At 43.8% G+C, this 24016-nt stretch carries 21 protein-coding genes and 1 tRNA gene; 4 read left to right on the plus strand and 18 right to left on the minus strand.

The genetic code is table 11. From position 1 onward, the window contains the following. Positions 1-377 precede the first annotated feature (377 nt). Positions 378-743 (plus strand): ester cyclase, encoded by a 366-nt coding sequence (locus Q0I54_RS03810; protein WP_296116581.1) that lies wholly within the window; start codon positions 378-380, stop codon positions 741-743. A gap of 515 nt (positions 744-1258) precedes the next feature. Here the strand turns inward: Q0I54_RS03810 and Q0I54_RS03815 are convergent. From Q0I54_RS03815 to Q0I54_RS03860, 10 genes are all read right to left on the minus strand, one after another. After that, positions 1259-3742 carry a homocysteine S-methyltransferase family protein gene (locus tag Q0I54_RS03815; RefSeq protein WP_296116582.1) on the minus strand — a complete coding sequence of 828 codons (2484 nt, stop codon included), beginning with the start codon at positions 3740-3742 and terminating at the stop codon, positions 1259-1261. Positions 3743-3752: 10 nt separating this feature from the next. Further along, positions 3753-5570 carry a bifunctional homocysteine S-methyltransferase/methylenetetrahydrofolate reductase gene (locus tag Q0I54_RS03820; RefSeq protein WP_296116584.1) on the minus strand — a complete coding sequence of 606 codons (1818 nt, stop codon included), beginning with the start codon at positions 5568-5570 and terminating at the stop codon, positions 3753-3755. 63 nt (positions 5571-5633) lie between these two features. Beyond that, positions 5634-6290, minus strand: a complete 657-nt coding sequence (locus Q0I54_RS03825; RefSeq protein WP_296116585.1) for an ABC transporter permease — start codon at positions 6288-6290, stop codon at positions 5634-5636. Beyond that, positions 6287-7045 carry an ABC transporter ATP-binding protein gene (locus tag Q0I54_RS03830; RefSeq protein WP_296116587.1) on the minus strand — a complete coding sequence of 253 codons (759 nt, stop codon included), beginning with the start codon at positions 7043-7045 and terminating at the stop codon, positions 6287-6289. Before Q0I54_RS03830 ends, Q0I54_RS03825 begins: the two co-directional genes overlap by 4 nt. Before the next feature lie 17 nt (positions 7046-7062). Continuing rightward, the gene (locus tag Q0I54_RS03835; RefSeq protein WP_296116588.1) at positions 7063-8001 is read right to left on the minus strand and encodes a glycine betaine ABC transporter substrate-binding protein; all 939 of its coding nucleotides are present in this window, start codon (positions 7999-8001) and stop codon (positions 7063-7065) included. Between the two features lie 140 nt (positions 8002-8141). After that, positions 8142-8771: an ABC transporter permease gene (locus Q0I54_RS03840; RefSeq protein ID WP_296116589.1), complete on the minus strand. Its 630-nt coding sequence runs from the start codon at positions 8769-8771 to the stop codon at positions 8142-8144. Positions 8772-9091: 320 nt separating this feature from the next. Continuing rightward, positions 9092-11248: a protein translocase subunit SecD gene (gene secD / locus Q0I54_RS03845; RefSeq protein WP_296116590.1), complete on the minus strand. Its 2157-nt coding sequence runs from the start codon at positions 11246-11248 to the stop codon at positions 9092-9094. Further along, positions 11245-12612, minus strand: a complete 1368-nt coding sequence (gene scfB, locus Q0I54_RS03850) for a thioether cross-link-forming SCIFF peptide maturase (protein ID WP_296116591.1) — start codon at positions 12610-12612, stop codon at positions 11245-11247. The genes secD and scfB overlap by 4 nt, the downstream gene beginning before the upstream one ends. A 174-nt stretch (positions 12613-12786) precedes the next feature. Then, entirely contained in the window at positions 12787-12927 is a 141-nt protein-coding gene (gene scfA, locus Q0I54_RS03855; protein ID WP_021737595.1) for a six-cysteine ranthipeptide SCIFF, read from the minus strand. Between the two features lie 86 nt (positions 12928-13013). Continuing rightward, a complete protein-coding gene (locus Q0I54_RS03860; RefSeq protein WP_296116593.1) occupies positions 13014-13388 on the minus strand; it encodes a TIGR04086 family membrane protein in 375 nt (124 codons plus the stop codon). Positions 13389-13587: 199 nt separating this feature from the next. Here Q0I54_RS03860 and Q0I54_RS03865 point away from each other — a divergent pair, with 199 nt between their 5' ends. Next, complete coding sequence (locus Q0I54_RS03865; RefSeq protein ID WP_296116594.1) at positions 13588-14871, plus strand: HlyC/CorC family transporter; 1284 nt, start codon at positions 13588-13590, stop codon at positions 14869-14871. A gap of 133 nt (positions 14872-15004) precedes the next feature. Here the strand turns inward: Q0I54_RS03865 and Q0I54_RS03870 are convergent, their stop codons facing one another. The 7 genes from Q0I54_RS03870 to Q0I54_RS03900 form a co-directional block, all read right to left on the minus strand. Continuing rightward, a complete protein-coding gene (locus Q0I54_RS03870; protein ID WP_296116596.1) occupies positions 15005-16030 on the minus strand; it encodes a branched-chain amino acid aminotransferase in 1026 nt (341 codons plus the stop codon). 185 nt (positions 16031-16215) lie between these two features. Next, positions 16216-16713 (minus strand): acetolactate synthase small subunit, encoded by a 498-nt coding sequence (ilvN, locus tag Q0I54_RS03875; protein ID WP_296116597.1) that lies wholly within the window; start codon positions 16711-16713, stop codon positions 16216-16218. Positions 16714-16728: 15 nt separating this feature from the next. Further along, positions 16729-18456, minus strand: coding sequence for a biosynthetic-type acetolactate synthase large subunit (gene ilvB / locus Q0I54_RS03880; RefSeq protein ID WP_296116599.1), 1728 nt, complete (start codon positions 18454-18456; stop codon positions 16729-16731). 14 nt (positions 18457-18470) lie between these two features. Further along, positions 18471-19421, minus strand: a complete 951-nt coding sequence (locus tag Q0I54_RS03885) for an AEC family transporter (protein ID WP_296116601.1) — start codon at positions 19419-19421, stop codon at positions 18471-18473. Between the two features lie 3 nt (positions 19422-19424). Continuing rightward, complete coding sequence (locus Q0I54_RS03890; protein WP_296116611.1) at positions 19425-19916, minus strand: dihydrofolate reductase; 492 nt, start codon at positions 19914-19916, stop codon at positions 19425-19427. 118 nt (positions 19917-20034) lie between these two features. After that, positions 20035-20883: a thymidylate synthase gene (gene thyA, locus Q0I54_RS03895; protein ID WP_296116613.1), complete on the minus strand. Its 849-nt coding sequence runs from the start codon at positions 20881-20883 to the stop codon at positions 20035-20037. A 621-nt stretch (positions 20884-21504) separates the two neighbouring features. After that, positions 21505-21577, minus strand: a tRNA-Gly gene (locus Q0I54_RS03900). A gap of 232 nt (positions 21578-21809) precedes the next feature. On the opposite strand from Q0I54_RS03900, the gene Q0I54_RS03905 reads away from it, so the two are divergent. Next, positions 21810-22262, plus strand: a complete 453-nt coding sequence (locus tag Q0I54_RS03905) for a hypothetical protein (protein ID WP_296116615.1) — start codon at positions 21810-21812, stop codon at positions 22260-22262. A gap of 132 nt (positions 22263-22394) precedes the next feature. On the opposite strand, the gene Q0I54_RS03910 is transcribed toward Q0I54_RS03905, so the two are convergent. Beyond that, complete coding sequence (locus tag Q0I54_RS03910) at positions 22395-22652, minus strand: hypothetical protein (RefSeq protein ID WP_296116617.1); 258 nt, start codon at positions 22650-22652, stop codon at positions 22395-22397. A 288-nt stretch (positions 22653-22940) separates the two neighbouring features. Between Q0I54_RS03910 and Q0I54_RS03915 the strand changes: the two genes are divergently transcribed. Continuing rightward, on the plus strand, positions 22941-23993 hold the full coding sequence (locus tag Q0I54_RS03915; RefSeq protein ID WP_296116619.1) for a zinc-binding dehydrogenase: 1053 nt from the start codon (positions 22941-22943) through the stop codon (positions 23991-23993). Positions 23994-24016: the final 23 nt, after the last annotated feature.

The raw sequence follows: 24016 nt of genomic DNA on the forward strand, positions 1-24016 counted from the left end.
TCTATTTTACAATCACTGTTTTATGTACTAATAGCACAATTGCGTCAAAAGCATGGATAAAACGAATATTTATTTCCACAATTCAGTGATTTTCTTTCTATTCGTAAAACTGCCATCCCCTATATCACAAAATTCTGGTCTTTTTCAGAAGAATAAATTCATGATGAACGGATGTTTCATTGAACAAATGTTGAAAATTCAGATTCTATTCTTACGTTATTTTCAACAGACAAATCTTTTCAACGCAGCACATTTTCCGTATGATATATGTATCAAATACATCTGCATGACACAACACTTCAACCAAAAGTAAAGCGGATATTCGCACTCCGTGTTATGTCGGATAAAACATGAGATAAAATCTGGAGGAAAAAACTATGACAAACAAAGAACTTGTATTGAAATTTTACGACGAAGTATTTAACAACTGGGATGTTTCGAATCTTGACGATTATATGAAAGATGACTATATCCAGCACAATCCGACTGCACCGGATGGAAAAGAAGGTTTTGTAGAATTCACAAAATTTTTCTTTGGTCTGAAACCACATATGGATATCATTCATATCGGTGAAGATGGCGATATCGTATATGTATTCTTCAAATGCACACTGGAAAATGGTGCAATCAATAAAGTATGTGATATCTATCGTATGGAAGATGGCAAACTGGCTGAGCATTGGGATGTGGTAGAGCATAACGTGCAGGATATCGTACCGGTTCACAATAATGGACTTTTCTAGATAGTCTAAAATTTAGGTATTGAAAGGGGTCTGGATTCATTTTGTCTCCGCAGCTAACAATCGCTTGCTGAGAAAAAATGAATCCAGACCCCTATTTACGTTACGATATCATAAAATTTCGTACTACCTTGCAATACACGACACGCGTACATTTAATGTCTACTTTACTTAACTCTATGCTATATGCGCAGATTTGCATTATGAAAAAAGCCATAGAACACTCGTGTTCCGAATGCGAACCATCACATGTGGCTATATATTTGTGTGACACACAGCATCACTGGGTATAAAGCTATCGTTCCAATACTGAAACGGAAAAATCAAAGAAATTTATCTCGGCGAGCGATTAAGCGAACGACCGAGTTTTGCGAGTTTTGCGCGAGTGGAAGACGACCAGCTTTTATAGGAGTCGAGAACGAGCGCGATAAAACCGAAGCAAAACGAGGGTAGTGAACGTCTAGCGAACGAGATAAATTTCTCCGATTTTTCCTTCATTTACCTACCGATAGCCAATACTACACCAGCCCCATTAAACGCTGCACCAGTCTGACCGCATCGGCCGCATCCTTGGAGTAACCATCCGCTCCGATTTCATCTGCATAGCTCTGTGTGATAACTGCACCACCGATGATTACCTTCGCATTTACATTTTTTTCTCTGACCAGTTCCACCACATCTTTCATACGCATCATAGTGGTTGTCATCAGCGCTGACAATGCAATGATATCCGCATTTTCATCAATGGCTGCCTGCACAATGGTTTCTTTTGGCACATCTTTTCCCAGATCTACCACCCGAAATCCATAGTTTTTCAACATCAGTGCCACCAGATTTTTTCCGATATCATGAATATCACCTTCCACAGTTGCTATGATGATCGTCACCTTCGGACCGGTTTCATCCCCGGAAGACAGCATCGGCTCCAGATATTCAATGGCCTTCTTCATGGTTTCCGCGCTGGCGATCAGCTGCGGCAAGAAATATTTCTGCTGTTCAAAAAGATCTCCCACTTCGTTGATGGCCGGAATCAGTTCCTCGCTGACGATCACTCCCGGTTCGATACCCGCTGCAAGTCCCGCCTTGACCTCATCCAGAATGCTCTTCATAGAACCGTTTAATACAGCTTTGTAAATGGTGCTATGCGCAACAGAAGTTTCATCAGCATTTTTCTCAGAAGAAACATCGACTTCTTTCTTTGCATCCTGTTTTGCTGCAGCTGCAATTTCAGCTTGCTTTACGGATTCAGTTTTTTTTTTCGCGTCAAAGTCAGCCATGCGGTTGATATAATTCAAATCTGCACCGGTCTTGTTTAACAGTAAGTCACTGGCTGCTGCCAGATTCATCATGATATCACTGGATGGGTTCGCAATGGCCATGGTCAGTCCACTCTGCAGTGCCATAGTTACAAATGCTGCATTGACATATCCACGGTTCGGCAGTCCGAAGGAAATATTGGATAATCCGCCGACCGTTGCCAGTCCCAGTTCTTCTTTACAGTAACGAATGGTTGCCAATGTATCCAGAGCCGCATTTTTATTGGCTCCTACGGTTGCCACCAATCCATCTACTACAATATCTTCTTTGCACATGCCAAGTTCTAATGCACGGTCAAGGATCTTATGAATAATTTCTTTCTTTTCATTGATATCCTTTGGCAGTCCTGCATCAGAGAGCGGAAGCAAAATAAACATTGCTCCGTATTTTTTCGCAATCGGAAGCAGTTTCTCAAATTTTTCTCTCTCCAATGAAATGGAGTTGATCAGTGCACGTCCCGGATAACGACGCAGGGCAGCCTCAATAATGTCCACGTGACTGGAATCGATACAAAGCGGAAGCGTTGTGGTCATGGTCACTTCCTCGATTGCTTCCAACATCATAGCTTTCTCATCAATTCCATTCATTCCCATATTAATATCAAGGATGTGTGCACCCATCTCTTCCTGCTCTTCTGCCATATCACAGACAACATCCATGCTTCCCTGACGCAGAGACTCCTGCAACGCCTTCTTTCCGGTCGGATTGATACGCTCACCAATCACAAGAAACGGTCCGTTGATGTCGATTTCCTGCAATGCACGCTCCGATGCAAGCACACGCTTGTGCTCTTTCATGACCGGAACAGGCACAATATCCTTTGTGGTCTCTACCAGACGCGCAATATGCTCCGGTGTGGTTCCGCAGCATCCGCCAAGTACTGATGCTCCGGCCTCCATCAGCATCGGTCCAAAAGATGCAAATTCTTCCGGCCCCATATCATACATCGTCTCGCCGTCAACCATCTGCGGCAGTCCTGCGTTCGGTTTGGCCAGAATCGGCACGTTTGCATATTTTTTCATCTGACGGACCATTTCCGCCATTTTCTCCGGTCCGGTGGAACAGTTGATACCGACAACGTCTGCTCCAAGGCTCTGTAATACAACCATACAGCCTTCCGGTGTATTTCCGTATAATGTTTTTCCTTTTTCGTCAAAAGTCATGGATACCATGACCGGCAGATCACAGGTTTCTTTGATGGCCAGAACCGCTGCTCTGGTCTCCGCAAGACTCATCATTGTCTCTACGACAAAGAGATCTACACCTGCTTCATACAGGATTTTCGCCTGCTCTTTGTAAATATCAATCAGTTCTTCTAACTCCAGATCGCCCATCGGCTCCAGGCTCTCACCGGTCATAGTCATATCACCGCAAACCAGACCTTTGTCACCAGCCGCCTCTTTACACAGCTGAACCAGTTTTGTATTAATCTCTACGATTTTATCGGCCAGACCGTATTCTTCTAATTTAATTCTGTTTCCGGAAAAAGTCGGTGCATACAAAATCTGAGTACCCGCCTCGATATACCGCTTCTGCAGGTCTACAATCACATCCGGGTGATCCAGGATCCACTGCTCCGGGCATACACCAGTTGGCATACCTGCTTTCTGCAGGTTACTTCCGGTAGCTCCATCCAGAAATACCGGACCTTTTTCCAACAGTCCATAAAGTTCTTCTCTTGTCATTTCAACTCTCCTATTGTACTTTCCGCGCATCGATAATCCGACAGATCAGGGATACCCGGTTAAATGGTGTCATAAAATAAAATCCATCAGCTACATTTTCCAACTTTTCCATCACGGACAGGGAAATGCGGACTGCAACCGCCTCTGCATCTGCACGGCTCATATCCGGCCGATACTGCGCCACGATCTCATCCGGTACCTGAATGCCCGGCATCTCGTTTTTGATAAACATCGCGTTGCGATAACTGACTAACGGCATGATACCACATAAAATCTTTGTGTTCAACTCACGTTTCATTCTGGCCAGCTTTTCTATTTCCTCATCAGAATAAATTGGCTGTGTCATAAACCATGAAGCACCTGCATCGATTTTCTTCTGCATACGCTCGATCACTTTGTCCGTATTGGCCTGGTTCTGATTCAGTGCCCCTCCGTAGGAAAAGGCATCCTGCAGGAAAATATCCTGATTCAGTTCTTTTAGATAGTCCATAAAACGAATGGAATTAAAGTCAAAAACACTCTTTGTGTTGTCACGCTCTCCAGAAGGTACCGGATCACCAGTAACGATCATCAAATTGCGGATTCCATTGATATGCGCGCCCAGCAGTGTAGAATGCATACTGATACGATTTCTGTCACGGCAGGCAATATGCGGCATCACAGGAATATCCACCATGGAACTTACTTTTGCAGCCAAAAGTACGGAATCTGCACGGGCCCTCGCCAATGGAGAATCCGCAATGGTAATAATGTCCACACCACTCTGTTTCAATCGGAATGCTCCCTCCATCAGTTTCTGCGCATTCTGGTCAAATGGCGGATCCAGTTCCACTGCGATGACTTTTTCACCTCTCTGCAGTTTTTCCATAAAAGGATTGTTGCGCGTCTGGGATACCGCATCCTCAGTGCCTTTCTCCACAGCAGCAAGTTTCTCCTGCGGTGCTTTCCCTGACAGTTTTTCACACAGTGCATGAATATGCTTCGGCGTGGTTCCACAGCATCCGCCCATGATGTTGACACCAAGATCTGCGATCTGCTCCATCTTTTCTGCAAAATAATTCACACCATCTGCATGTCCTGCCTGACCACGGACAATCTGCTGATAACCGCTGTTTGGCAGGATCTGAATGTATTTCTCCGGATCCAGATTCTGTGCCTTGATCAATTTATACATATGAGCTGCGCCTAACAGACAGTTACATCCATAACTGTCGATTTCCGGTGTCTGCGCTGCCTCCGCAAACAGACGGCTGATGCTGATTCCTTTCGTGGTATAACCGTTGCGATTTGCCGCAAAAGAAACCATGATGAACGCATCCGGGCATTTTTCCTTAATATATCGTGCTGCTTTTGTAACCGCTTTGATATCAGAAAATGTCTCAAAATTAAAGATCTGCGCTCCACACTCCAGAAAGCAATCTGCCAGGAAACGATATTCCTCTGTCTCATCAAATTCATCTTCGTAAAACAGATTCTCTGCCACCGGGCCAATATCCGCTGCCACAAAAATTTCTTCCTGGCACATCTGTGCCGCATCCTGTGCCAGTTTCCATCCGGTCTGGATCACTTTTTTCACGTAAGCATCCTGCTCCTGACGGTCACGTAGTCCTCTGCGCAACGCCATGGCATGATTTGCCGCAAAGGTATTGGTGCGGATCAGTCTGGCCCCCTGCTCCAGATATTCCTCATGGATCCGGCTGATCAGTTCCGGCTCCAGCAGATTTGCCTCCTCCGCGATCCGCTTATTTTCTGTCTTCTTTCTGTCATAGTAAGTACCCATGGCACCATCTGTGATCAGAATGTGTTCTTTTAAATACTCTCTAATCATCACTTTTCTCCAAATCTTATCTATGTATTATAACGCATTTTAGCAGGTACAGAAAATGGTTTTTTATGCCTTCTTCTGACCTGCATTGCTGTAAATTTTCTTTTTGATTCTTTTTTCTATCAGTTTTAAAATACCGTTTACCCCGAGTACCATTGCCACGGACAACACGGTTCCCCAGACGATTTTTACCACGTTTTGCGTCCGCATGCCCTCAAAAAGAATCGTTCCCAGGCCTCCGGCTCCTACCGTGGACGCAATGGTTGCAATTCCGATGGTGGAGATAATTGCGATATGAATTCCGGCGATCATCGTATCCAGCGCCAGCGGCAGACGGATTTTTCGAAAAATCTGTCCTCTCGTCATTCCCATTCCGGTAGCTGCCTCAAGGATTCCAGGATCAACCGACGTAAATCCATCCGTAAAGCTCTGGACCAGAATAAACTGATTGTAGATTACAAGCACCAGAATGGCCGTCTGCATACCAAGTCCCGTCACCGGAAGCAGCAGGGCAAACAATGCCAGACTCGGAATCGCGTAAATCATACTGGACACCCGCATGATCCATGTCGTAATCCGTTTATGATCCATCACCAGCATGGAGATCACAAACGCCAAAGCTACTGAAATCAGAAGCGTAATTCCGACGATTTCAAAATGCTCCAAAACAGCCTGTATTAACTTGTCATAATGTCTCGTTGTATACGATATAAAACGTGTCATCTGAAAAAGTTTAATCCTTCCTGTACCGACTGCAGCAATGAAGCCACATATGCATTCGCCGGGTGTTCCAAAATCTCTTTCGCAGTATCAAACTGCTGTATTTTTCCCTGATTCATGATCATGATCCGTGTTCCAAGTTTCAGTGCTTCTGTCACATCATGGGTAACAAACATGCAGGTCAGCCCTGCACGCTCATGTATTTTCAATAATTCATCCTGCAGATTCGTCCGATTGATAGCATCAATGGCTCCAAAAGGCTCATCCAGCAACATGATGGACGGTTTCGCCGCCAGCGCGCGGGCCAGTCCCACACGCTGCTGCTGACCACCAGAAAGCTGCGAAGGATAGCGGTTTCGATACTGCTCTGGAGCCAGATTTACAAGCTCCAGAAGCTCTGTCACACGGTCGTGTATCTGCGCAGAATCCCATCCGAGGATTTCCGGAACCACTGCAATATTTTTTTCGACTGTCATATGCGGAAACAGTCCCACCTGCTGGATCACATATCCAATTTTTCTGCGTAATTGTACCGGATTCGTTTCCCGAATGTTTTCTCCAAATACCCGGATTTCTCCGGAAGTTGGATCATATAACCGGTTCACCATCTTCATCAGTGTGGTCTTTCCACAACCGGAAGTTCCAAGAATTGTGATCATTTCTTTTTCCCGAATCCGAAAACTGACATGATCTACGGCATTTTCCGCTGCACCCGGAAAGCGTTTTACCACATCCCGAAATTCTACTGCAATGCTCATCCTTCTGTTCCTTTCACTTATTTTATCGTGTCATAGAAATCTGCGGCAACATCTTCGTACTCTTCTTTGTCGATGTCTACCTGTGCATTTAATTTTGTCATTGTCTCTGTATCAATCGCTGCACTGATCTTGTTGATGATTTCAGCCACATCCGGATGCGCATCGATCAGTTCCTGGCGGACAACCGGGATAATGTTGTATGGAGGCCAGAAATGTTTGTCATCGTCTAACAGAATAAATTCATCGCTGCTCAGCTGTGCATCTGTGGTGTAAGCCGGTACGCAGTCTACCTCATCATTTGCCATTGCCTGATATTTCAGAGAGTTATCAAAAGTATTTTGGGATTTGAAATTAAATGTTCCGTATGTCTGCTCCAGTCCCGGAAGTCCATCTTCACGCTCAAAAGTATCCGATGTTCCGCCGAAACGAATGTTTTCTGCATTAGCCTGCAGGTCTGAAATTGTCTTGATACCGTATTTTTCTGCCACATCCGCACGCATGGTCAGACCGTTTCCGTTACTTGCCTCACACATATCCAGAACGTCCAGATTAAATTTCTCTGCATACATTTTCTTTACGGTATCGTAAGTTACCTGTGGATCTGTCTCCATTGGTTGATCCAGAATCGTCAGTAAAGATGTACCTGTGTATTCCGGATACATATCGATCTGACCGTCGCATACAGCCTGATGGATCAGGTTGTCAGATACCTCAAACTCACGGTCTACGGTATAGCCTGCATCTTCCAGAGCCAGGGCATATAACTCACCCAGAATTTTGCTCTCACTGAAACTTTTTGCTCCGATTTTAATGGTCGTATCTGCATTTGCGCTGCTTGTGTTCTCAGCTGCTGCGCTGCCATCTGTTTTCTGATCTGCTGTTCCGTTACTTCCGCATCCTGCAAGTGCTGCTACAGACGCAACTGCAAGGATGACTGCTAATAATTTTTTCTTCATCTCTTTTTCCTCCTGTAGTTCTCTTTCTTTTCTATCTATTGATAATATGCTTCTGAATTTTCTCCTTCTGCACTTTTTCATTGTATTTTACAACTTATATGCTGTATTTCTAATCATCCTGGTATTTTTTAACCCGCTTGTTATGCTGCCCGGCTCAGTTTTTTCTCTATGGCACCAAGTACCATGCTGCAAAGCATTGTGATCACGGCTACGGTTCCGCCACCAATCACCAGATATTCCGTTTTCAGCAGGTTGATACCATTAAAAATCAGTATTCCAAGACCGCCTGCGCCGATATACGCCGCCAGTGTCGCACTCGCGATAACTTCTGACATCGCCATGCGGATGCCACTGATGATTCCCGGCATCGCAAGAGGTACTTCCACCTGACGGAACTTCCTCTTTTGATCCATGCCCATGGCATCTGCCACTTCCAGCATAAAATCCGGCACCTGGGAAAACGCCAGTGTCGTCTGTATCAGGATCGGTGGAATTGCCAGGATTACCAGAGCTGTCAGTGCTGGTTTCACACCAACGCCCATAATCGGAATCAGAATAACCAATATTGCAAGACTTGGTATAATGCGCAATGCACTGAATCCGGTGGTCAGTACTTTTTTCACCTTTGGCACACGCAGACACAGGATTCCACACGGAATGCCGATTGCCGCAGCAATACCTACCGCCAGAAGGCTCAGATACAAATGCTGCCAGATCATATGCACATATTCCTGTCCATGGGTCTGAAAATATTCCACATACGCCTGCATGCCAATTCCTCCGTTTCCTCATAAATAAGTAAATGTTATTACACTAATCTTTCCTATATTAGCAAAAAAATAAATATCCTGCAAGATAGTATCCGCTGACGGATTTCTATCAACCGAAACCTATCATACACTATTTTAGAGTAAATTACTAGGAGTTTTTGTAACTTCCATGGTTACAACAAGTTTTCGTCTTTTTTCCAATAAAAACTTGTCAAATTTGCATAAAAAGAGACAGCAGCTGCATTTCTACAACTACTGTCTGTTTTTAAGTTCTATTACTTTACTGCCATAAAAGCGAATAACGTACTCTTAGGATTCTCTTATTTTTTCTTCTTTGAAAATTTTGTCTTAAATACGTACCACAGTGCGCCTGTGATGCATACGGAAGAATATCCACCGCAGACAACACCAACCATCAGTGGTCCTGCAAATTCACGGATGGAAGATACGCCGAGAATGAAGAGCATAAATACCATGATAAAGGTTGTCAGGGAAGTATTAATGCTTCGTGACAATGTCTGTGTGATACTCTTGTTTACAACTTCTTTCAGGTCTGTATCTCTGCGTCCGCTCTCCAGAGCCAGATTCTCACGGATACGGTCAAAGATAACGATGGTCGCATTGATGGAATAACCTACCAGAGTCAGCATGCAGGCAATAAATGTACTTCCGACAGATGTCTGGGATAATGCATAAAATGCCAGTACAACAAGTACATCATGTACCAGAGCAATAACCGCACTGCTTGCGAAACGGATATCTTTAAACCGGAACCAGATATAGATCAGCATACAGATTGTTGCTATGATCACAGCTACAACCGCATCGCTTCTCATCTCGTTACTGATCGTTGAACTGATATTTGTAGATGTAATATCACTTTCCTGAACGCCAAAGTTGTCTTCCATTGCGGTTGCCAGCTGTTCACGCTCATCCAGATCCAGTGTTCTTGTCTTGATGATAATAGAATTGCTGTCTGCCACTTTCTGTGTCTGTACATTTGCGTCACCAGTTACTTCTTCTACATAAGGAACAATCTGATCATCGATTTCCTCGATGGTATAATCTTTGTCGAATGCAACTGTTGTAGCAGTACCGCCCTTAAACTCCATACTGAAGTTCAATGCCTGTCCGTCACCTGCTCTGTGTGCACCCATACCTACAAATCCTGCTACGATCACTGCCAGAGAAATTCCGAAAAATATTCCACGTTTTCCAAGGAAGTTGACACTCTTGCCCTCTTTCTTCTCACCATAGAATTTCTTATCCTGGAATCCAAGTCCATAAAGTGCTTTTACCAACCATCTGGAAATTACCAATGCGGTAAACATAGAGAATATGATACCGATAGCTAACGTAGCCGCAAAACCTTTTACGGTACCAGATCCACGCAGACCAAGTACTGCTGCTGCAATCAAAGTAGTGATATTTCCATCAAAAATTGCTGAAAAAGCTTTTTTAAATCCAGTATCAATAGACTGGGCCACTGAATGTCCGGCTGCTATCTCCTCACGGATACGTGCAAAAATAATGACGTTGGCATCCACCGCCATACCAATAGACAGGATAATACCTGCGATACCTGGTAAGGTCAGTGTAATGTGATATAAATGTAAAATTGCAAGTATGATACCTGTATAGATCAGCAGTGCAATAGATGCTGCCAATCCCGGAATACGGTATGCGATCAGCATAAATGCGATAATGATCAGAATACCGATGATTGCTGCCATAATACTTGTTTTGATGGCCTGGGAACCAAGTTTAGCTCCAACAACTTCAGACTGTAACTCTTCCAGTTCCAGTTTCAGTGCACCGCTTCGGATCTGGGAAGCAAGTGCTTCTGCATCCTCGTAGCTCTTCATGCCGCTGATGACAGCCTCGCCGTTTGTGATCTGACTCTCCACCTTCGGATAACTGATACACTCACCATCATAGTAAATTGGAAGTACTTTGTTCAGATACTCACCTGTTTTTTCAGAAAAAATCTCAGCTCCCTCGCTGGTCAGTTTTAACTGAACCACATATTTGCTGGAACTTTTTCCGCTTGTATCTGTACCAGCCTGTGCATCAGCTACCATCTCACCAGTCATGAATGTCTCACCCTCTGTTGTCTTAAACTCCAGAGTACCCGGTGTTCCAAGTTCTTCCAGAATAGCATTGGCATCCGATACACCCGGAATCTCTACGGAGATACGGTTATCACCTACCTGATAAACCTCTGCCTCTGTACTGTAAGTCTCGACACGCTTCTGCAGTTTATATACCGTATCACTCATATCCTCTGCAGACGGTGTCTCATCGCCTTTTACCTGGTATGTAATGCTGACACCACCGGCAAGATCCAGACCAAGCTTAACACCTTTCTCATTGTCCTTTGCCGCGGTACCCTTTACAATACCGTAAGAATAGTAGCCAAGCAGTAACATCGCAATGATCATTACCAGAAAGACTACGACTCCTTTTTTCTTCTTCATCCTTCTACCTCCATCTCAGCTTCTGCCGCTTTGATCATGATTGCACATTCAATACGCTTTTTCTGTAGTTCACAGCCAATATCATATGCATCATTGATATGTCCATGAAAATGATAGGAATTTGCCGCGCATCCGCCGCTGCAATAGAATTTTGCGAAACAGTTTCTGCATTTTTCTTTTGCATAAACGTTACAGCATTTGAATTCATCCCGAATATCGGTACGTTTTACGCCGTCCCAGACATTTCCCATCAGGAATTCTTCATTTCCTACAAACTGATGGCAAGGATAGAAATCACCCCACGGTGTAACCGCCAGATACTCGGTACCTGAACCACATCCGGATAATCTCTTTGCCACACATGGACCACCCTCTAAATCTATCATAAAATGGAAGAAATTGAAATCCTTTCCGGCTTTTTTTCTTTCTACCATTTCAGCGGCAAGTTTATCATATTCCGCAAACAGCTTCGGCAGGTCTTCCTCGCGGAGTGCATACTCCTCAGAATCCTCTGCAACTACCGGCTCAACGGAAATCTGCTTGAACCCAAGGTCTGCCAGATGAAGGACATCATCTGCAAAATCAAGGTTGTAATGAGTAAAAGTACCACGGACATAATACTTGTCCTGATTACGGCTCTCTGCAAACTGCTGGAATTTCGGCACGATCATATCGTAGCTTCCTTTTCCATTACGGAACGGTCTCATATGATCGTGTACTTCTTTTCTTCCATCAATACTAAGGACCACGTTCCCCATCTCTTTGTTTGCAAATTCCATCACTTCATCGTTCAGTAATACACCGTTTGTAGTCAGTGTAAAACGGAATTTCTTGTCATGCAGCTTTTCCTGCTCTCTGCCATATTTTACCAGATCTTTGACAACCTGCCAGTTCATCAGGGGCTCGCCACCGAAGAAATCCACTTCCAGATTGCGACGGCTTCCGGAATTTTCGATCAGAAAATCCAGTGCTTTCTTTCCAACTTCATAACTCATCAGTTCTCTGTGACCATGATATTCGCCTTCTTCTGCAAAGCAATAGCGACAGGCCAGGTTGCAGTCGTGTGCAATGTGCAGGCAAAGTGCCTTTACAACTGTCGGACGTTTCTTAAAGTCCATAATGTAATTTTCGTATTCGTCTTTTGTAAACAGTTCTCCGTCTTCTGCAAGGGAAGCAACTTCCTCACAGGCCCCTTTCACTTCTGCCTCGCCGTATTTTCCAGACAGTTCTGCTACAATCTCCTCCGGTGTATGATCTTCGTACAGAGCGATCACATCATAGGAGACATCATCTACCACATGGATCGCACCACTGTTTACATCAAGAACAATGTTATAACCATTATTTTTATACTGGTGAACCAAATGTAGTTCCTCTCTTTCTATATTTCTATATTAAAATCAGCGCAAATAGCTGCTGTTTTCTTCTTAAGCCTAAGCGGAAACTCCCACTTTTTGTAAATGGCGATTTTCCTTTAAACGTGCAAATGACCGCATGCCTTAGCATACGGCCCTTTGTGTATCATTTACTTATTCTTCTTATTTGTGCTCGCAGCTCTGGTTTCCTACTGTACAGGAAGTTTTGCAAGCAGACTGGCATGATGTCTGGCACTCACCGCATCCGCCTTTTTTTACTGTGTTCTGTAATCTTTTTGTATTTAATGTTTTTACGTGTTTCATCTTCCGAAATCTCCTTTCTTCTTACATATGTCAGAAGTATACCATATTTTCTACTATAAAGAAAGAGTTTTTTTCCTCTGAACGGTTCAGCTGACCATGCCGCCGATCATTCCGGCCCCCATGCACATCAGCAACGTCATTGCCATATGCAATCCATCCGAAGTTAATCCCCGGTTCATCAGCACAGATCCAATCATCAACACCAGAAAATATGCTGCCCCCACCATGATTCCCCATAAAAACTTTCTGCGCTTCATTCTCTTTCCAATGATAATTCCACCAAGCAGCCCTGACACCACATAGATCACCATGATTCCAATGGTCACGATGTTTTCCGTCAGTTCCATTTTATAAAGAAGAAACGCCAGCAAAAACAGTGCTGCTCCCGTCACTATGTACATGATCAGTAATGTGCTCAGTACTTTCCATACAATTTTGTTATTTCCTTCCGTTCGTTCCATGTTTTTTTCCTCCCATTTATACTATATATTCGGACAATTCACTGGATAGAACCTCTTTTTTCCACAACAATCCCTTGAAAATTTCATCCGTTTCCTGTAATATAAAGAATAAAAATTGTAATCCCCGGCATTTTGGGCAGATAATCTGTGACATGCTGTGCTTACAAGTAACATATTTATTTAGAGAGGTGAATTATTTTTGGACATAAGTTCCGCAATACAATTAATCATACTGGTCATTCTATTGGCTCTGTCAGCTTTCTTTTCCTCATCGGAAACAGCGCTGACCACCGTAAACCGCATTCGCATGCGCTCATTGGCTGAGGAAGGAAACAAACGTGCCGACAAAGTACTGAAAATCACAGATGATTCTGCAAAGATGCTCAGTGCAATCCTGATTGGCAATAATGTGGTCAACCTGACTGCTTCTTCTCTGGCTACCGCCCTTGCCATTCGTATTTTTGGCAATGCCGGTGCCGGAATTGCTACCGGAATCCTGACGGTACTGATCCTGATCTTCGGTGAGATTTCTCCAAAAACCATGGCCACCCTGCGAGCTGAAAAGATCTCCCTGCGGTTTTGTAACGTCATCTGGCTTCTGATGAAAATACTGACTCCGGTTATCTTTCTCATCAATCATCTGTCCATGCTTGTACTCCGACTCCTTGGTGTCAAAGCTTCCGAAGGAAGGCAGGCCATGACAGAAAGTGAACTGCGTACCATCGTGGATGTCAGTCACGAATCCGGTGTTATTGAGTCCGAAGAAAAAGAAATGATCAACAATGTGTTTGATTTTGGTGATGCCCTTGCGAAAGAAGTCATGGTGCCACGTATCGACATGACCTTTGCACATGTGGATAACACCTATGATGAGATTCTGGATATTTTCCGGGAGGACCGTTTTACACGACTTCCGGTTTACGAGGAAACCACAGACGATGTCATCGGTATTTTAAATATCAAAGATCTGCTTCTCTGTGACCGTGAACATTTTTCTGTGCGGAATCTGATGAGGGAACCCTACTTTACTTATGAGCACAAACATACCGCAGATCTGTTGGTGGAAATGCGAAATTCTTCCATCAACATTGCCATCGTGCTGGATGAATATGGTACGACCGCCGGTCTGCTGACACTGGAAGATCTGATTGAAGAAATCGTCGGAGAGATCCGTGATGAATATGACTATGACGAAGAAGATCCGATTCAGAAAATCTCAGATCATGAATATCTGGTGGAAGGTTCCATGAATCTGGAAGATTTCAGTGATACGTTAAACCTGCATCTGGAGTCCGATGATTATGATTCCATCGGCGGTTATATGATCGGTCTGTTAGATCATCTGCCAAAGATTCGGGAATCTATTACGACACCGGATGGTATTTTCCTGCAGGTACGTACGAAAAATAAGCATCGAATTGAAAAAATATATGTACGGCTTCCGGAAAATGATGATTCTTCCGCAACAAACAATATCAACTAAATAGTTGCCATGCAGCTTATCAGCTTAAAAAGTAAAAAAAGAGATTTCCTTATGGTTCATATAAAACCACACGGAAATCTCTTTTTTATAGTTACATTTATTTTTTATCAATATCACATTTTTCTGTTATTGATTACTCAATTACGTGAATCCATCCTTCCGGAGCTTCAATCTTTCCTTCCTGGATATCAACCAATGTTTCACGCAGTTTGGACAGAATCGGTCCCATCTCATCCATACCACTTGCAAAACAGATATCACGACCATGATCAACGATCTTTCCAATCGGAGAAATAACTGCTGCCGTACCGCACAAACCACATTCTACAAAGTTCGGTACTTCATCCAGATATACTTCTCTCTGCTCTACTTCCAGTCCAAGATAATGCTCAGCCACATACATCAGAGAACGGCGTGTGATAGACGGCAGGATACTGTCGGACTTCGGTGTTACGATCTTATTGTCTTTTGTAACAAATAAGAAGTTTGCTCCACCTGTCTCCTCAACTTTCGTACGGGTTGCAGCATCCAGATACATATTCTCAGCGTATCCTTCTTCATGAGCAGTTACGATTGCATGTAAGCTCATTGCATAGTTTAATCCGGCTTTGATATGGCCTGTTCCGTGAGGAGCTGCTCGGTCAAAATCTGTCACGCGGATGGTTAACGGTTTTACGCCGCCTTTGAAATATGGTCCAACCGGTGTGGTCAGTACACGGAACTGATACTCCTGCGCCGGTTTTACACCGATAACAGGGCTGCTTCCAAACATGTACGGACGAATGTAAAGTGTTGCGCCTGTACCATATGGTGGAACATATGCAAAGTTCGCTTTTACCGTTTTTTCTACAGCCTCAATGAATTTGTCTTCCGGATAAACAGGCATTTCCAGTCTTCTCGCAGAATCTGCCATACGAGATGCATTTAAGTCCGGGCGGAAGATTACTACTTTTCCGTCTACAGTTGTATATGCTTTTAATCCTTCAAAAACAGTCTGTGCATACTGTAATACACCTGCACACTCATTTAATACTATGTTTGCATCCTCAGTCAGTGTTCCCTCGTCCCATGCACCATCTTTATAATTTGCTACGAAACGTTTGTCCGTTTCACGATATCCAAAGTCCAGGTTTTCCCAATCGATATTCTTCTTTTCCACTGTGATATCCTTCTTTCTTATCTATTTTGCAGTTTCACATTCTCATTCCTGCATTTCTAGCTTTTTCTATATGTATTGTTATACAGCAAATCATATAGCATTTCCAGTATTTTTTCGCAAAATGCATGCATATTTTTCATGTATTTCATTTGCAAGATGAATTTATTTGCATTTAATGATTCACCTTATCTGCAGGAAGTGCCGATAGATTCAATTGCAACTGCTCCACCACGCACGATTTCCACACTCTGAAACCGCTGTTTTAATAAGGCAATCAGCTCATTGTTTCTGCGTTCTGTCAACTTGCACTCTAAAAGTACGCTGTCCATTCCGATATCTGCTGTCTCCACATGAAATACTTCTGCAATGCGAAACACTTCTGCCTTATCGGTATTGCTCAGTTTTTTCACCTTGGCGAACATGATCTCTTTCATATGTATCGGTACATCTGTCAGATCCATAACTTTGATAACCTCGACCATACGGTTTAACTGCTTTTTGATCTGCTCAAAAGTAATGTCATCGCACATGGTGCTGATGGTGATTCTGGAAGTATCCTCATCCTCCGTCGTACCTACGGTCAGACTTTTCAGGTTATAAGATTTTCCTGCAAATAAACCGGAGATTTTTGCAAGAACACCAACCTGGTTTTCTACATATAATGCAATCCATCTGTCTTTCATTGCCATTCTCCTCCTCTATTTGCTTTTCAGAATCATGTTATTCATTGGATTACCACCCGGAACCATCGGAAGTACAATTTCCTCAGTGGCAACCATAAATTCAATGACAGTCGGTGCGTCAGTATTGTTTTTTGCGGCTTCGAGTGCCGGAATGATATCTTCTTCCTTTGTAACACGAATACCGTGTGCACCATAACTCTCTGCCCATTTCATGAAATCCGGTACATATGGCGGACAGCTCTCATTCGGTCCCTTACAATGTTCCGGACATCCTTTGCGACGGCGCAGACAAGTTGCAGAATAACGTTTTCCGTAGAATAACTGCTGCATCTGACGAACCATGCCAAGATAATAATTGTTCAGCAGGCATACCGTAATCGGAGTCTGCTGTACAATAGCTGTCGCCATCTCCTGCATATTCATCTGAAATCCACCGTCACCGGTGATACAAACGATATCTCGCTCCCGATGTCCCATCTTTGCTCCGAGTGCAGCCGGGAAACCAAATCCCATAGTTCCAAGCCCTCCGGAAGTAATGATTTTCTTTTTATGATTAACATCCAGATACTGGCTTGCCCACATCTGATGCTGACCTACATCAGTGACATAGGTAACTTCATCATAAACCTGATTTAAACCTTCCATGATCATCTGTGGCGTCATACCTTTGTCACGACGCATTTCCAGAGGATTCTCATGATCCCATGCTGCAATCTGTTTTACCCATTCCTCTGTATCCTTCGGTTCAACCCATTCCAGCATCTGCTGCAGAGCCACTTTGGCATCCGCAACGATCGGCACATCTACCACAACATTTCGGGAAATAGCTGCAGCATCAATATCCACATGAATAATCTTTGCTTTTGGTGCAAACTCATTCAGATCACCGGTGATACGGTCATTGAAACGAGTTCCGATGGAAAAGAGAACATCACATTTGCTGACTGCGATATTTGCCGCATAACGGCCATGCATTCCGCTGCTTCCCACATAATATGGATGGTCGGACGGAATCGCACCTTTTCCCATAACGGTTGTAACAACCGGAACATGGGTAATATCTACAATCTGCTCCAACAGTTCATTGGCACCTGCAATATTGACACCACCTCCGGCAAGGATCAGCGGGCGGCGTGCTACTTTCAGTAATTTTGTCGCTTTTTTCAACTGTCCCAGATGAACGCCCTCGTTAATTTTGTAACCACGGATATCCACCTGATCCGGATACTCGGACGGACCTGTTGTGGTCTGAATATCCTTCGGAAGATCGATCAGAACCGGACCCGGCTTTCCTGTTTTTGCAATGTGGAACGCCATTTTAATGGTTCTTCCCAGATCTTTACGATCACGAACTGTCACACTATACTTTGTGATGCCACGGGTCATACCAACGATATCCACCTCCTGGAACGCATCATTACCAATCAGATTTAATGGCACCTGACCGGTAAATACAACCAGCGGAATACTGTCATAAAAAGCATCTGCAATGGCTGTCACAGTGTTTGTTGCACCAGGACCACTTGTTACCAGACATACGCCGGTTTTACCTGTCTCACGGGCATATCCTTCTGCTTCATGCACCAGAGCCTGCTCATGCCGTGGCAATACCAGATCAATTTTTCCATTCAGATATAATTCATCAAATAAATCAGTTACCGTTCCACCCGGATAGGCAAACACGGTATCTACGCCTTCTTCAAGAAGCGCTTTTACAAACAATTTTTTTCCTGTTATATCCATTCAACTCTCTCCTTCTAAATCCACCCTAACGTGCGCAGCAGGAAAATCCATCCCGTCAGTGTCACAGAAGCCAGCAAAGTGGTCGTAACTACGATACTTGCTGTCAACACACCGTCGTTATGCATATTTTTTGCCATGATATAACAGCTCGGGGTTGCCGGTGCTGCCAGCATGACTACGAGTGCGACCATTTTTTCGCCCTGGAAACCAAGAGCAGCCGCAATCGGAATAAAAATTGCTGCCTGGGCGATCAGCTTGATAAAAGCAGCCCAGAGGGTAGGTTTGATTTTTGCCAGTGCCTTCTTTCCTTCGAATCCCGCGCCAAGTCCGATCAATGCAAGTGGGGTTGCCATCTTTGCCACATTGTTTACGGTCGAATTTACCAGTTCCGGCAGTGGATTATGTAATAATGCCACGATCAGACCAAGGACTATGCCGATGATAATCGGGTTCTTCAGGATATTGACACAAGCCTGTTTGATTCTGCCTGTATCACGCTCATTCTCCGGGTAATCCCCTTCAAAAGTCAGTACAAGCACGGAATATATGTTATACAATGGAACCGCACCGATGATCATCAGTGAGCCCATTGTGGACTGCCCATAAATATTTTGGATAAATGCCAGACCCATAACCGCTGCACTGCTGCGGAAGGATGCCTGAACAAAAGCACCTGTCATGGATTTGTCTTTCATAAAAATCTTCGTTAGACCATACACACTCCAGAAGCAGACAGAAGTAGCTATTGCACAAAACAGCACATACTTCAGATCAAATACTTCCTGAATATTCACCGTCGATAAGTCACGAAAGAGCAAAAACGGCAAAGTCACCTTGAAATTGAACTTATTTGCCACCGTGACAAAATTTTCGTTCAGCATACCGATCCGGCGCAGAAAATATCCAATCACCATAACGAGAAAAATCGGTATCGTTACATTGATACTAAATAAAAAATTGCTCATCCGTTATGCCTTCTTTTCGTATTTGTAGAAATAATATTCCAGATCAAAGTAGGTCTGCTCCTCGCTATCCGCAGTAATCACCCACTCATCTTTTTCATCCAGATTCGGGAACCATGCATCTGCCTCGTAAGCAAAATCGATTTTTGTAATATGTGCCACATCACACTCATCCAGAAGCTGCTTGTAAATACTCTCACCACCGATGACATAAATATCCTCACTCGGATATTTTTTCAACTCTTCGTGCAGTTCCTCCATATCATGCACAACTACCGCACCATCAACCTGATAACTGTGATCTCCTGTCAGGACAATATTCACACGATTTTTCAATGGTTTCTTTCCCGGAAAACTTTCCAGTGTCTTACGCCCCATAACAACCACTTTGCCGGTAGTTGTCTCACGGAAAAACTTCATGTCATCCGGAATGCTCACCAACAGCTTGTTATTTCTGCCGATCGCCCAGTTTTTATCTACTGCTGCAATTAAATTCATTTCTTACATCTCTCTTTCTTCTTAATTAATATTTCATACAGTTCACTCATCACTATGCATCCAGCCAATTCCTCATGCAAGCATGATCATTGTCTGAATACATGTGATGAGCGAACTGTTAAACCGCAATTGGTATATTTGTAATCTGCGGACCGGTCTGATAATTATCCAGACGCACATCGTCTCTCGTGAACTTGTAGAAATCTTTCACTTCCGGATTCAGCCAGAATGTCGGTGCCGGAAGCGGCTCACGGGAGATCAGCTCCTGAACCAGCGGAATATGTCTGTCATAAATATGAGCATCAGCGATGACATGTACCAACTCACCTACCTGCATATCACAAACCTGCGCCAGCATATGTACAAGTACTGCATACTGACACACATTCCAGTTATTTGCTGCCAGAATATCCTGGGAACGCTGATTCAGAATCGCATTCAATACCAGTTTATCCTGCCCCGGTTTCTTTGTCACATTAAATGTCATGCTGTAAGCACATGGATACAAATGCATCTCATGCAGATCCGCATGTACATAAATATTTGTCATAATACGACGGCTGTAAGGATTGTTCTTCAGATCATAAATCACACGATCCACCTGATCCATCATACCTTCCTTATACTGATGCTTTACACCCATCTGGTAACCGTATGCTTTTCCGATAGATCCGGTCTCGTCCGCCCACTCATCCCACACATGGCTGTGAAGATCATTGATATTATTTGACTTCTGCTGCCAGATCCAGAGCATCTCATCTGTGCAGCTCTTGATGGCAGTTCTTCGCAAAGTCAGTGCCGGAAATTCTTTGGACAGGTCATAGCGATTTACCACACCAAACTGCTTGATCGTGTAAGCACTGGTTCCGTCTTCCCATTTCGGGCGCACCTTTTCTCCTTCTGTGCTGGTTCCGTTTTCAATAATATCTTTACACATATTGATAAAAATGTGATCTGCGTAACTCATCTGCGTCCTCCAATTATATTTTTTAAGTTTTTGTTCCATAAAACAAAAATATCTGACATCATCTATTTTTCTCGTATTCGTAATAGTATAGCAAAAAAAACAGGATTCATAAAGTAGTAACCGAAAAAATACTGCAGTAAAGCGGACATTCGCAATCCGTTTTCACTACTTGCTCATGAACGCAAAATAAGCATCCCCCTTACCCACCGCTTAGTGCTCTACGCACTTGAAGCGGGGGAATGCTTATTTTGCGTTCAAAAAAATGGAAAAAAGCGCGAGACGGTGCTATTGGTCTGGGAGACCAATGGGTAGCACCGACCGAAGAGGACTTTAGGTCCTCTGAGAAGCTATTGGTCCAGGAGACCAATGGGTAGCACCGACCGAAGAGGACTTTAGGTCCTCTGAGACCTCGAACTGGATTCTCTGAATTCTGTTTGAGCCCGGCAGGGCTCGTTTCATGCAAGAAAGTGTGCTATCACACACTTGCGAAGCAATAATTTCTTCTCGTGCGAGTGCGCATCATTTGCACGAAGTGCTTTTGTTTGATAGGAAATTCATCGTAATTTCCTATCAAACAAAAAAGGGATATCCTTTCGGATATCCCTTTCTTTGCATGAAAAAAGCGCGAGACGGGACTCGAACCCGCGGCCTCGACCTTGGCAAGGTCGCGCTCCACCAACTGAGCCACTCGCGCATGTCTGTTTTCTCAAGACAAGTAATATATTACCGCACTGGGTTTGAAAAGTCAAGCACTTTTTTACATTTTTTTCGATTTTTTCTATGCTTCCTTTATTTCGCCATTCCCCACCACTTAGTGCTCTACGCACTTGAAGCAGGGGAATGCTTATTCTACGGTAAAATTGACGCATAATCTCCCCACAGCTGCATATGATGTATAAAGTATGGTATGAGGGGGAAACTGCTGAATGCGTGCAAAAACAAAAATTGTAGTACTTCACATGAAGGAAGTCATCTATACAACTATTTTTATTATTCTTGGCATTATACTTATTTTTTTACTGATCTACATGTTTGGTCCCAGCCGGCACCAGAAAGCAGACACAGATCAGCCCAAATACAAAGCCGGTGTATACACATCTTCCATTCAGTTTGAGGGCCAAACACTGGATGTGCAGGTCGTCGTGGATGAAAACCACATCAATTCTGTGTCCTTTGTCAATCTGAATGACACCGTTACGACTATGTATCCGCTTATGCAGTCCTCCATGGACAGTATCAGTGAGCAGGTCTGCCAGACACAGTCCGTCGACAATATTTCTTACTCGGAAGAAAATCAGTATACCGCTTCCATGTTGCTAAACGCCGTCGAATCCGCGTTAAACAAAGCTGTCGCTTCGAATGCGGATACCTCGGAATGAATTACAGATATCACAGAACCAGCGATATGTAGACAAAAGCCATGGAAAGATTATCATTCTCGCTAATCTTTCCATGGCTTACGTTTTATTGATTTTTCATCCGTTTTTTAATCAACGGTTGCTTCAGACATCCTATTCTGCAGAGCTGTCAGCATCTGTTGACAGACTGCCCAGATAATCATTCAATGCTGTCATGCTGATTTCCGTCTTCGTGGTTGGTTTCTTCGCCTGATAATAAGAATATCCTGAAAATCCAATCCAGCATACGATTGCTGCTGCAATGACCACACCAACGGTTCTTGCCAGTACACGATTTCTTTTCTCTTTCTTTATTGTCTGTTTTCTATTTTTCTTCTCTTCTTTATATCGATCAACTTTTGCCTGACTCATAATTCTGATAAGCTCCTTTTTGCTTTCTTTTCCAAAAAAGTATAGCATATCTGCCGGGGTTCGTCAATTTCTGTTACATGTGCAATCAACCTTAGTTTCCGTCCCCTTCTTGAATTATCATTCAAGAAGTATCGAAGTATCGTTTGCAAAGCAAACTCATTTGTCTCTTGAAAAGGAATAATATTCCATATATCATAGAACATATAAAAATAATGTATTCTTGCAATTTTTCCAGGTATTTTTCTGTAATTTCAAGGATACTGCGTATTTCAAAGGAGAATTTTTATTATGAAAACAGCTGTATTGTACGGGAAAGAAGATATCCGAATCGAAAACCGCCCGGTTCCGAAGCCTGGACCGGGACAGATGCTCGTAAAGATTGATTATGTTGGCATCTGCGGTACCGATATCGAATTTTACAAACTCGGTCAGACACCGACACCGCTACCAAAAATCCTCGGACATGAGAATTCCGGAACCATCGTGGAGCTCGGTGAAGGTGTAACTGGTTTTAAAGTTGGTCAGCGTGTCTTATGCGGACCGCCTGCACACTGCAAAGAAAACTGTTCTCCATGCAAAGAAGGCAAAACAAACATCTGCATCCATGGTTTTCCACGTACCGCTGGGATTGGAATGCCGGACGGCGGTTATGCCGAATATCTGCTGATCCAGGATGTGGCTCACACCATGATCATTCCGGTTCCGGACAATGTAAAAATGGAAGATGCGGTACTTTTTGACGTGATCTGCGTAGCTCTGCATGGCGTCCGCATGTCCCGTTTTAAGATTGGTGACTCCGTCGTTGTATCCGGCATGGGACCTGTTGGTCTGTCCGCTGTTCAGTTTTTGAAAGCCGGCGGTGCCAACAAGATCATTGCACTGGATGTAACAGACAGCAAAAAGGAAGCTGCCCTGGCCTACGGTGCAGACTATTTCCTGAATTCCGCCACAGATCCTGATATCGCTGCTTCCATCCGCAAAATTCTCGGTTCCGATGTAGGTGCTGACATTGTATACGAGTGTTCCGGTCATCCAGCATCCGTGGAAACCTGCGCATTAAAAGCCGTAAAACCGGGCGGACAGGTTATGCTGATCGGCACAGTTCAGCAGCCGATCAATTTCACCCTCGGAACGGCACAGATTTTTGAGATCGACTTTCAGTCCTCTTTTGTATATCTTCAGGAAGAAGTTGAAATATATCTGCAGATGCTTGCTGCCGGAAAAGTCTCTTTCCCGGGCATGGTAACCGACATTGTTTCACTGGATGATTGTCAGGAGCGAGGACTTGGACGAAAAGACCGTTCTTCACAATTAAAAATCCTGATCTCACCTGAAGCTTAAATTCCAGATGAGATAGTAGCTCC

Origin of the sequence: uncultured Eubacterium sp. (assembly GCF_934295145.1) — a bacterium.
Lineage (GTDB): Bacteria > Bacillota > Clostridia > Lachnospirales > Lachnospiraceae > Eubacterium_I.